Genomic DNA, 11,626 nt, shown 5'->3' with positions numbered 1-11,626 from the left:
ACGTTAACGACTGGTATCAGCTAACGCTTTTTACTGGGACATATATGCCTGGTTGTCATGATTATTTTGCATCAAACCAAGCAGCCATTTTTTCCTTTGTATCATTTTTTACTTCGTCGTCGATATGCATGCCAACAGAAGCTAAAGCGGTAGCGAGTACACCCAGATCGTCCGTGTATCCCACCACAGGCACGACATCAGGGATCGCATCAATTGGCAATACAAAATACGCCAACGCCCCGTAGATGGCTGTTTTGGCCCACAGTGGGGTATTAGGACGTTGAGCGGCAAAGTAAAGCCAAAGTGCTTTCTCAATCACCTCGCTTCCTGCTTTCTTTGCGTAACGCATGATTTTATTCCAGAAGCTGCTGTCGTCGAAATCTTCTGCTGTAGTATGTTTGTTTTCCAATTTAATTTCCTTTTAAAACAATTAATTATATTAATTATTATTGAGTTTGATTATTGTTCTTTAACTTATTTGAGGATTGGCAAGCATCCTGCTTTGAATGCGGCTGCCAGAATACCATTTGTAAGATGAGCAGCAATGAGATGAGGAAGGATAGTACGCTTGGAAATGAAATTACCCAAAAGAAAAAGGCGCTTATCAAATGAGATAAAGCGCCTTTTATCAACACGTTAACTGACTAGTATCAGTTCATGCCGTATTTTTTCAGCTTCTTGCGCAGCGTGCCGCGGTTGATGCCCATCATCAGGGCTGCGCGGGTCTGGTTGCCACGGGTGTATTGCATCACCATGTCCAACAGTGGCTGTTCAACTTCAGCCAGTACCAGCTCATACAGGTCATTTACGTCTTGACCGTTCAGTTGAGCAAAATAGTTCTTCAGTGCTTGTTTAACCGAGTCACGCAGAGGCTTTTGAGTCACCTGATCTTGTGAGTTAACGGTAGAAACGGTCAGTACGTCAGAATTTACGCGTTGTTCGAACATAGTTCTGTCAGCTCTTTTTTTACGCTAAGATTTTCGAAATATGCCTCCAACGCCTCCAGCTGTTCGCTGGCATCCTCTATGGCGTTGAATGTGCGCCGAAACTGGTCATTCGGAGCGTGTTCCTGGAGATACCAGGACACGTGCTTACGAGCAATCCGGAATCCCTTGCCTTGGCCATAGAAGCCGTGCAATTCCCGAATGTGCCCAATCAACAAGCGCTTCACCTCGCCAAGCGGCAGCGGCGGCAGCAACTCCCCAGTGTCCAGATAATGCTGGATTTCCCGGAAGATCCAGGGTCTCCCCTGAGCAGCGCGGCCTATCATCAGGGCATCGGCCCCGGTGTAGTCGAGCACTGCTCTGGCTTTATGCGGGTCAGTAATATCCCCATTCGCGATAATCGGAATGGAAACACTCTGCTTAACTGCCCGAATGCTGTCGTATTCCGCGTCGCCGTTAAACAGACAGGCGCGGGTTCGGCCGTGAATCGTCAGGGCCTGAATACCACAGTCTTCGGCCAGTTGGGCAATCTCTACACAGTTACGATGCTCTGGCGCCCAGCCGGTGCGAATCTTCAGCGTTACCGGCACATCCACCGCGTCAACCACCGCGTGGAGGATCCGTTTAACCAGATCCGGGTACTGCAACAAAGCGGACCCGGCAAGCTTCCGGTTCACTTTTTTGGCCGGGCATCCCATATTGATGTCAATGATCTGCGCGCCGCTGGCCACGTTGATACGCGCGGCGGCGGCCATATCATCAGGATCGCATCCGGCAATCTGCACGGAGCGGATCCCTGGTTCATCGCTATGCACCATACGCAGACGCGACTTATCCGTCCGCCACACCTCCGGGTTGGAGGAGAGCATTTCGGATACGGCCATCCCAGCACCCATTGCATGACAGAGGGTTCTGAACGGGCGATCTGTAATACCGGCCATCGGGGCCGCAATCAGGCAATTAGTAAGCTGGTGGTGTCCAATGCGCATAGACAAAGAGTGACCATACTGTGTCCGCAAGGGCGCGTATATTACGCATTTTTGCGCCGAGATGAAAGGCCAAACTTTAACCAATTGGCTCGCTATTAGGGCAAAAAATGCGCTGCGCAGTGATTCATAAAAATATTGTATATATTTTACAATGAGTTGACGAAAAGCGCTTGTTTTGTGTGCGGTAAAATATTCGCCTTTGCGCAGGATATTATCTGCATTCGCCCGCTATTTTTGCCGGGATAGCCTGCCTGGAAGGCGCATTGTCAGGGCGATCCATCGTTGAAAGGCGAAAAATTGCATAAAATTTTGTCTTGCCCGTGGCCGATCGCCGGACAAAAAAAATCCACCGGCGTGGGGCCGGTGGATGAGCGGGCAATAGACCGTGGCGCTTACTTACGGCGGCCGGTGATGCGGCACCACTCTTCACGCTCGGCGACCGGATCGAGCGCGAACTTCTCTTCGTAGGCTTCCGCTACGCTGCTCGCCTGGCTGGCCAGCACGCCGGACAGCCCCAAATGACCGCCGGCCTTCGGCAGGCAACCGATCAGCGGCGCCAGCTCGCGCAGCGGGCCGGCGAGGATGTTGGCGACCACCACGTCCGCCAGCAGGTCCGCCGGCTGGTCTTTCGGCAGGTACAGCTCCAGACGCTCTGAGACGCCGTTACGCTGCGCGTTGTCGCGGCTGGCCTGAATGGCCTGGGGATCGATGTCGATGCCGATAGCGCGCGCCGCACCCAGCTTCAGCGCGGCGATCGCCAGAATGCCGGAACCGCAGCCGAAGTCGATGACGGTTTTGCCGGCCAGATCGAGGCCGTCCAGCCACTGCAGACACAGCGCGGTGGTCGGGTGGGTGCCGGTGCCGAACGCCAGGCCCGGATCGAGCATCACGTTAACCGCGTCAGGATCCGGCACGTCGCGCCAGCTCGGGCAGATCCACAAGCGCTCGCCGAAGCGCATCGGGTGGAAGTTGTCCATCCATTCGCGCTCCCAGTCCTTGTCTTCCAGCTGTTCTATCTTGTGGCGGAAACCGGCGCCCAGCAGCGGGTGCTGCTCCAGCATCGCCACCACCTCGGCCATATCGGTTTCCGCGTCGTACAGGCCGATCACATCGGTATCGCCCCACAGCAGGGTTTCACCCGGCAGCGGCTCGAACACCGGGTTGTCATGGGTGTCCTGGAAGGTCACCGACACGGCGCCGCTTTCCACCAGCGCGTCGCTCAGGTCTTCCGCCTGGCTGCCGGTGGTGTTCAGTTTGAGTTGGATCCAAGGCATAGCAATTCTCTTCAAGAGGGTAATGATGACGCCGCCCGGCGCTTTTCGCCGACGACGTTACCGAGATAAAACGCCAACAGGCTGAGCAACAGCGAAGGCACGATAGGATGCAGCCCCGCCGGTTGCAGGTTGAAGCTGGCCAATAGCGTATAGCATACCGCACCCGACACCATTGAGCTAAGCGCTCCCTGAGCATTGGCGCGTTCCCAATACAGACCCAGCACCAGCGGCCACAGGAACACCGCCTCCAGCCCGCCGAAAGCCAGCAGGTTGAGCCAGATGATCATCTCCGGCGGGCGCCAGGCCGCCAGCAGCACCAGCAGGCCGAGGATCAGCGTGGTCAGGCTGGAGAAGCGCTTGATCAACCGCTCGTTGTGGATCTGCTGCGGCCGCACGCCCAGGTAGAGATCCTTGATGATGGTGGCGGAGGACTGCAGCAGTTGGGCGTTGATGGTCGACATGATCGCCGCCATCGGCGCCGCCAAAAAGATCCCGGCGGCGTACGGCGGCAACACGGTGATCATCAGCGTCGGGATCACCTGGTCGGGGATCTTGAGATCCGGCAACACCGCGCGGCCGAGCGCGCCGGCCAGGTGCATGCCGAACATCAGCACCGCCACCACCACGGTGCCGAGCAGAATGCCGCGATGCACCGCCTTGCTGTCCTTGTAGGAGATGCAGCGCACGGCGGTGTGCGGCAGGCCGATCACCCCGAAGCACACCAGGATCCAGAAGGACGCCATAAACGGCAGACTGAGGATCTGATCGCCGCCCTGCGGCGACACCAGCGCCGGATCGATCTGCTGCAGTTTGCTCACAGCGCTGTCCAGTCCGCCGGCGGCATGGATCACCGCCACCAGCAGCAGCACGGTGCCGAGCAGCATCACCAGCCCCTGCATGGCGTCGTTCAGCACGCTGGCGCGGAAGCCGCCGAAGGCGGTGTACAGCGCGATGCTGATGCCGAAGATCAACAGGCCGGTGTCGTAAGGAATGCCGGCGGCGGTCTCCAGCAGGCGTGCGCCGCCGATGAACTGCACCGTCATGGCGCCGAGGAACGCCACCAGCAGGCTGAGGCTGGCCAGCCACACCAGCAGGCGGCTTTGGTAGCGGCCATACAGCATGTCATTGAGAGTAATGGCGTTGTAGCGCCGCGCCAGGATGGCGAATTTCTTGCCCAGCACGCCGAGCGACAGCCACACCGCCGGCAGTTGGATCATCGCCAGCAGCACCCAGCCCAGGCCATATTTGTAGGCGGCGCCAGGCCCGCCGATAAACGAACTGGCGCTGATGTAGGTGGCGGTCAGGGTCATCGCCAGCACAAAGCCGCCCATCGAGCGGTTGCCGAGGAAATATTCGCTGAGGAAGTTTCCGTTCTGGCGGCGCCGATAGGCGTACACCGACAGGCCGAACACCAGCAACAGGTAGGCGACCAGCGGCAGGATCACTTCAGTTTGCATCGCGGTCCTCCAGCGAAATGTCGCGGAACACCGTGCGCACCATCAGCCAGCACAGGCCGATGAACAGCAGCGGCACCAGCAGGCAGGCCATTTCGAACCAGTGCGGCAGTCCGGTGACGCCGATGGCGCTGTCCGGCAGGTAGGCCGCCAGCCCCCAGGCCAGCAGGTAGAGCAGCGTCAGCCCCAGCGCCCAGCGCGCTTCGCGGTGCGCCTGAATAAAGCGTTTGTCCATCAGTGTCCCCCATAGGTTTACGATGATGGCTTGTGACAAGAACAGATGAAGGAACAGGATTGTACGGAATGTGCGGCGTTTGGCTAATAAATTATTCACCTTTCCGGTGAACGCAACGGGGCGATGGAAAGAAAAGAGAGGGGTAAATATATAAATTTTTGCCGGTTTATTTCGATGAGAAAATAATTAAATAGAATGGGAAAGGAATGGATTTTATATTGGTTGGCGCAACCGGAATCGAACCAGGTGACCTCTGTGAAGTATGACACAGCGCTCTACCACTGAGCTACACGCCTGCAATAAACAAATTTATAACATCTCCTAATCATTCATGTAAATAGATTTCTTTTATTTTTTGGTATTAAATAAATCGTTCGATTAAATAATAACCTGCATATCCTTCGCTATTTATTTACTGTGATTAATATCACGATAAAGCCGCCCCGTTAATGTGCTTAAACAAGGGCGGCGTTAATTAGCGGATTAACAATGTCACACGGTTATCGTTCTTTTCTCAGATATTCTTTCTGAAATAGTATAAAGAACGATGACGCCGATGCATAAAAAGAACATCACGGCATACAGGGCGCCACCGCCACCTTGTTTTAACAGCAAACCGCCGACAAAAGGGGCGAGCGCCAGGCCAAATTCGTAAAACGTGGCGGCACCGAAGTAAGCCCCTTTTAGGTTAGCCGGCGCCATACGATCAATTTGTATATTGAGCGTAGGGAACAGGATGACTTCGCCGAGGCTGAGCAGGAACATGGCGACCAACCACAGCCCCCAGCTTTCACTGGAAACCAGCAGGAAGACAATTTGTGAAAGCGCGAGAAAGAACACGCCCAGGCTGGTTTTCAGTGCCAATGACATGCGACGGGTAAAGCGCTCGGTGAAATACTGCAGCGTTATCACCGTGGCTGCATTGATGAATATCAGCACGCTGAGCAGGTATTCGGGGTTGTGCACCTGGCTGATCATGAGGTATTGCGGCAGCGTCACGTCGATCTGCCCGTAGACCAGCATCACCAAAATGTTGGCGACAACCAAAACCTTGAACGCCTGATCGTTCCAGATAATCCGCAAAGAGCCAATGAACGAGAAGGTGGCGTTGCGCGTTTCTTTACCGTGCCCCGCTTTGAATACCGCGAGCACCAGCAGCAAATAGCAAAGGAACGACAATGCGGTGACGAAGAAGGTGGCCTTCTGCGCCGTCAGCCCGAGAGCGACACCCACTAATGGGCCTACGGCTGCGCCCACGTTCATCAGGAAGTAGCGGATGTTCAACGCGCGTTCTCGCTCTTGCCTGTCATGGAGAATATCGCCGATCACCGCTTTGCTGGCGGGTTCGATCAATGAGCGCGAAATGCCATTGAGTAAAATGCCGACAAAATACCACGCCGGTGAGTTGGCCAACGCAAGTACGCTAAATGAAATGATAGCGGCAATTGCACCGAGAATAATCAACGTGCGACGGCCATATTTGTCTGAAGCGCCACCGAAGAGATAGCCGAAAGAAATAGACACGATAAGTGATATGCTCATCATGACGCCGATTTCCACCGGAGTCATCGCGTAGTTATTTCTCATGAGAATGGTAATGAATGGCCAAATCATGAAAAAGCAGGCGCGCGTCAAAAACGTCCCGATAAAGATAACCCATATTTCTTTTGGGAAATAAGGGATGAATGTTGACCTCAAGGCGGTTTCTCCTTAAATGTTGCTCGTCGTCTGTTGAACCGAGTGTATTATACCTTTTCCAAACTTTCCTTTTCCCATCGGTTAGCCAGAGTGAGTAACGGCGTCACTCCGGCCTCTCTAATCCTCGCGATGAGATTTTTCCGCTGATCGAAGATAACCGGATGCGGGCTGATGCCTTGAATAATCGCGGCGACAGTCGCCGAGACTGGCGCGCTATGCGCCAGCGTTGGAATCGCCAGAACGTTCATGCAGTATTCAAACATGGAATCGACGGAGTTCAATTTACCCAACATCAAGAACGTCATTTCATCTCCGACGAGGGTAGCGCCAAGGCTGTCGAATATCATTTTGACTTGCGCCACGGGTTTCTCTTTCAGATGGAAACTGAGCAGTGCGCGGAACTGGTCGCGATTCAGACGGCCCTGTTTCATCTCGTCATTCAGCATGGCGAGTGCCTGGCGTACATAATTTTCCTCTTCGTTGAACAGATCTGCCGAAGCGCAGCGGAAATGCTGTTTGAGGAAATACCAGTGAAAGACATATTTGCCGTCGAATTCAAGGCGAACAACGTTGGTGAAGTCTTCCAGATCGTGCCGTTCCGGGTGGAAGTCGCTGAGATCGCAACGAATATCGATGCCGGAAGAGGAGGCGATTCGGCGGCAAATGGTGGCGATATCAGCTTCGCCCAATAGCGCTTGCAGCATATGCTGCATGTTGTTGCCGCCGGCGGCCAACTCGCAATAGGCGTCTTTGCCTGGCGTCAGGTATTTGATTCGGCTGTCGCGCGCATTGAGTGATGAGGCAATTTCAGCCCACTGGTTATGTACTTCCTGGCTTCTGATCGTTTCCAAACGAGGGTTTTTTTCATAGAACGCGATGACGCGCGGATCGACAGCCAGGCCGCTGCGTTTGAGTATTCCGGCGTCAAGCTGCGCGCTTGCTTGGTTTTTCACCAGGACATTGATGAAGTTGCGCAGCGAACTCTCCCCGCAATCTGAGAACGAGACGTCAGAATCCGGCGCGGGGCGGCAGGTTTTGGTGATGCACAGCGGCGGAAAATAGCGGCCGTACACTTCGCGATCGTAGTAGTCATGGCAGCGATCGGGGAAGTGCGTCTCGCCCGTCGCCGTTTCGCCGAACAGCTCCCCGCTCAGCTCCCGCAGTTGCTGCATGTAGGCGGTCAACTTGCCGAAGTTACCCTTGCATTTCAGCCACAGCGCCGCGTTGAGCAAATGAAACACCTCTCTGTCGTGCCCGGCGGTGCGGCTGGCCGCGATCAGTAAACGACATAAACTGTGCAACTCGGCCAGCAAGCTGTCTCGATCTGCACAGTGGATACCGACGTAATCCTGCACACGTCGCGGCAGATAGCGGTGATACTTGTTGAAAGGCAGATGCAATGCAATGAAGTCGGCGCTGAATCCCTCAGTTTGCAGCCGTGCGACGGTGCTTTCGGTAAAACTTTCCGCCAGCATGCTGGCGCGCAAGGTGGCTTCATCTTTTTGCCGGCGGGCATGTTCGACGGCGGCCTGCGCGTTTTGCCAGTCGGGGAGCAGGCCGGCTTGATGCACGGCTTCTTGCTGCGCCGCATTCACGCGTGCTTCCAGTTCGGCGATTTCGGCATTGAGCGCCAACAGTTGCGCCTCTTTATTTTCCGCAGCGCTCTTGCCCAGCGCTTTTTTACCGGCTTTTAGCGCGGCGATCGCGGTTCGCAGTGGCGGGATCCGTGACGGCTGCGCTTTGGCGGCATTTTCCGCCTGTTGCAGGATCTGGTTCAGCGCTTTTTCTTGCGCTTTCACATGGGCGCCGAGGGAGAGCGCTTCGCGTTCTGCGGCCGCGATCTGCGCTTTTGTGTCCTCGAACTGTTGCAGCACGCTGTCGCAAAGCCGGCGTATTTGCACAGAAAGCCGATGTTGCTGCTCAATGGCATCGTGAAAGTCCGTTTCATCTCGTACATGCTGATATAACGAGGCGATATCATTGTCGGTGAAACGCTGGCTGCTCATGAAAGCCACCAGCCGTGCAAGGGTAGAGGGGGAAAACCAGGTGAACGGGTTCTTCACCTCTTTGCTTACGTCAAACTCGACCAGGTCAGTACGGTAGAACAACGCGCGCGCTACCTGGCCGATCGGGTGATCGGTGCCAAGAAAACGGTAATACTTTTCCGCGAGTTCGTTGTTGCACCAGAGCACCCCGTACAGTGGCGAAAGAAAACGATACTCAGGGCGTAACGGCATGTAGAGATCGCGGAAAGTCTGTCTGGTTTGATCGGTCGTCATCAGCTAAAACCTTGGATGATGTTTTTTAACTTGAGCGCCGCCTGGTGGATTTGTTGTTGTTCATCCTGATTGGGCATCAGCGACAGCGGCGTAAAGACGTCGTCGCGCAGAGCCAGCGGCCAGGACATGAACACGCCCAGTTCCGGCAGCCAGACCGAACCGCAGCAGGGGGTTTCGTCCCGTTGGATGATGCGCTCAAGCAAGATAAGAATGGAGGCGGACGGGCCATATTTAGGAGGGCGCCGCATTTTGTGAAATATGTCCAACCCTTGATTGCGGGTATCGGTGACGATTTGCGCCAGCGCCTGTGCCGAAAGTACCTGGTTCAACGGTCCCTCGTCGGTTGTTACCTGGCTGAGCAAGGGCACCAACCCGGCGCCGTGCTCGCCGCAGACTGTCAGGCTACGCGCGTCGATGCGCTGCATGTCGATCCCGGAAATGCGGCAGATGCTTTTCAGCAGCCTGGCGGTATTGTGCGCGGCGCCGATACCTATCACCCGGCAGCGAGAGTCGAGCAGGATTTTATCGATGTAATAGCTGATGCTATCCACCGGATTGACCGCATTGATGATGTGACAGCCGGGAGCAATGAAGGGTTTGGCTCGGCTAAAAATGGCCTCGCTGAGCCGTACGTGATCGTCCAGCAACGCCTGGCGGTCATGCATCGGAAAGGTTGAAGGCACGCCATAGCAACAGAGGATCACGCCAGCCCCCTCGATGTGGCGGTAGTCATCCGTCACAACAATCTTGGGTAAAGACGTTCGGTTATGGCGTGAGAAGAGCGCTTCCGCCAGCAGGCCATCAAGAATATCTTCGCAAACGGCTGAATACTTTTCGGTATTTCGGCAGATGATCACGACTTCTTTGACGCTGCCACGTCGCTCGGTCGTACTTAACAGCGCGTTTAGCGTCTCTTGCCCAATGCCGCCGAATCCCAATAAAACAATTTTCATGACCGCTCCTGATGACCTGCCCGGCTTATGCTTCGATCAGTTCGGCCAGTCTTGCATACTGCTTCTCAACCATACTCCACCCTTTATCGAGTACGGCTTTGACACGCTGGAATTGTTCTTCGGTCATCCCCTTGAAGAACGCTTTATCCACTTCCTGATGATCGCCATCGAATTCGGAGTGATCCTCGAAATGGTTCTGTTTGCTCGGATCGAACACGTGTTTGATGTTGTTATAGAAAACGAAAGCCGAACCTTCGATGACAAAGTGCACCAGGATAGCCTGTTCCAGATTATCCAGCGTGATCATCTGGTGGTTGAACCAGATGCACAGTGCTTCAAAGATCGCGTCTTCGCGAACTTGGAGGTTATCGCGGCTGTTGCGCAGCACCTCGTCATGGCCGAATTCTTCTTTCAGATGCTCACTGAAGAAACGTGAGAAGCGAACGTCTTCACACAGTGCGCTACGCAGCAGCACCATTTTTTGGAACTGATCGGACAGGATCTGCAGGTAGTCCAGGAACAAGGATTTTTTCGCCTCGGAGAACGTCTTATCCTTGGCGAATGCGGTAAAGATCTTGTTGTCCTGGTAGCGCTCGATGTAGCGGGCGTTATGCGCTTTAAGCTGATGGTAGTAAGCGTAGGGATCTTGATCGAAAGTCACCAGCGGCTTGCTTGGATCTTCATAGAGCCCGCGCTCCTCAAACTGGATTGACAGGCCCCAGTAGCCATTGTCGCCCGCGCCGATGAAGCCGTGATCCGCGCCTGGCGGAATGCAGATGACATCGCCTGGAACGGCCCGGCGGTCAACGCCGTCTCCCAGCAGGATCGCTTCCCCTTCACAAATGATATACAGCGAAGATATTGGATGAACATGCACATCCAGCTTTTCGTTTTTCGCCAGACGCACCCAGCTTACTGCCAGGCGTGCCTGTTCGGGAATAAAGCGGTTCATTTCCTCATTGGCGCGGAAATTCTTCACTTCGCCCAAAAGCTTCTCAATCCCGTTTTCCTTAATGCTTTTTATGGTTTCCATGTCAGCACGGTGGTACTGGGAAAACACGGGCTTACGGTCGTATTCAGTTACATGGCTCATTAAGACATACTCATCTAAGTCAATAAAAAGGATAAATAAAAAGAGAAAAAGAGCGCGCTGCATTCGATCGACGGCGACAATAGCACGGGCTATCACCGAGCGGATGTGATCGGGGTCAAGCTTTGTAATTAATACGTTAATTTTGTTAAAGCTTATGGCGTGTGAAAATGCGAGGAGTTGAGTTTTTTTCTTGCTAATATTTATTTTAAAGCTATGGGTTAAATATTTTTAGTTTAAAAACAGTTTGTTATGTTTTTTGTGGTGATGTGGGGGAGGCGCTCGATAAATGTGAAGAGAAAGTTATCTGTGAAGATTTGATTCTATTTTGCGCGATTGAATGAAAAAATCAGGCGGGCGTGAGAAAAGAAAAAGGCCGGTGATTAACCGGCCTTTCGTCAGACGATGCTGCGTGGCTGCCTTAGGTTTCCTGCAGACCCAGCTTCTTCTCCAGATAGTGGATGTTGGTGCCACCGTGCTGGAAGTTTTCGTCGTTCATGATCTTCTGCTGCAGCTCAACGTTGGTTTTGATGCCGTCGATGATCAGTTCGGCCAGGGCGTTTTTCATACGGGCGATCGCCACGTCACGGTTTTCGCCGAAGGTGATCAGTTTGCCGATCATGGAGTCATAGTACGGCGGTACGGTATAACCGGCGTAGATATGAGATTCCCAACGCACGCCGAAACCGCCTGGCGCGTGGAAGCGGGTG

General features: G+C 54.2%; 10 protein-coding genes, 1 tRNA gene and 1 pseudogene. All 12 read right to left on the bottom strand.

Annotated elements, in window-relative coordinates; genetic code table 11:
• Positions 1-61: 61 nt before the first annotated feature.
• Positions 62-409, bottom strand: coding sequence for a YkvA family protein (locus ADK28_RS05295; RefSeq protein ID WP_197738895.1), 348 nt, complete (start codon positions 407-409; stop codon positions 62-64).
• Positions 410-650: 241 nt separating this feature from the next.
• Positions 651-947 carry a DNA-binding transcriptional regulator Fis gene (gene fis / locus ADK28_RS05290; protein ID WP_000462905.1) on the bottom strand — a complete coding sequence of 99 codons (297 nt, stop codon included), beginning with the start codon at positions 945-947 and terminating at the stop codon, positions 651-653.
• Positions 929-1,933: a tRNA dihydrouridine synthase DusB gene (dusB, locus tag ADK28_RS05285; protein ID WP_004936856.1), complete on the bottom strand. Its 1,005-nt coding sequence runs from the start codon at positions 1,931-1,933 to the stop codon at positions 929-931. The genes fis and dusB overlap by 19 nt, the downstream gene beginning before the upstream one ends.
• 392 nt (positions 1,934-2,325) lie before the next feature.
• Positions 2,326-3,207 (bottom strand): 50S ribosomal protein L11 methyltransferase, encoded by an 882-nt coding sequence (gene prmA, locus ADK28_RS05280; protein WP_019453179.1) that lies wholly within the window; start codon positions 3,205-3,207, stop codon positions 2,326-2,328.
• Positions 3,208-3,218: 11 nt separating this feature from the next.
• The gene (gene panF, locus ADK28_RS05275) at positions 3,219-4,664 is read right to left on the bottom strand and encodes a sodium/pantothenate symporter (protein WP_004936863.1); all 1,446 of its coding nucleotides are present in this window, start codon (positions 4,662-4,664) and stop codon (positions 3,219-3,221) included.
• Positions 4,654-4,896, bottom strand: coding sequence for a YhdT family protein (locus tag ADK28_RS05270; RefSeq protein ID WP_004936865.1), 243 nt, complete (start codon positions 4,894-4,896; stop codon positions 4,654-4,656). The genes panF and ADK28_RS05270 overlap by 11 nt, the downstream gene beginning before the upstream one ends.
• A 219-nt stretch (positions 4,897-5,115) precedes the next feature.
• Positions 5,116-5,192, bottom strand: a tRNA-OTHER gene (locus ADK28_RS05265).
• 196 nt (positions 5,193-5,388) lie between these two features.
• Positions 5,389-6,594 carry an MDR family MFS transporter gene (locus ADK28_RS05260; protein ID WP_048795082.1) on the bottom strand — a complete coding sequence of 402 codons (1,206 nt, stop codon included), beginning with the start codon at positions 6,592-6,594 and terminating at the stop codon, positions 5,389-5,391.
• A gap of 47 nt (positions 6,595-6,641) precedes the next feature.
• On the bottom strand, positions 6,642-8,873 hold the full coding sequence (locus ADK28_RS05255; RefSeq protein WP_048795081.1) for a cell envelope integrity protein TolA: 2,232 nt from the start codon (positions 8,871-8,873) through the stop codon (positions 6,642-6,644).
• On the bottom strand, positions 8,873-9,826 hold the full coding sequence (locus ADK28_RS05250; protein ID WP_033639284.1) for a lactate/malate family dehydrogenase: 954 nt from the start codon (positions 9,824-9,826) through the stop codon (positions 8,873-8,875). The genes ADK28_RS05255 and ADK28_RS05250 overlap by 1 nt, the downstream gene beginning before the upstream one ends.
• 25 nt (positions 9,827-9,851) lie before the next feature.
• The gene (locus tag ADK28_RS05245) at positions 9,852-10,919 is read right to left on the bottom strand and encodes a cupin domain-containing protein (RefSeq protein ID WP_028127541.1); all 1,068 of its coding nucleotides are present in this window, start codon (positions 10,917-10,919) and stop codon (positions 9,852-9,854) included.
• A gap of 418 nt (positions 10,920-11,337) precedes the next feature.
• A pseudogene (locus ADK28_RS05240) lies at positions 11,338-11,626 on the bottom strand (acetyl-CoA carboxylase biotin carboxylase subunit); the annotation flags it as partial.

The organism is Serratia sp. 506_PEND (genome assembly GCF_001076875.1).
GTDB classification, from domain to species: domain Bacteria; phylum Pseudomonadota; class Gammaproteobacteria; order Enterobacterales; family Enterobacteriaceae; genus Serratia; species Serratia marcescens.
This window is presented reverse-complemented; position numbering and strand designations above follow the sequence as displayed.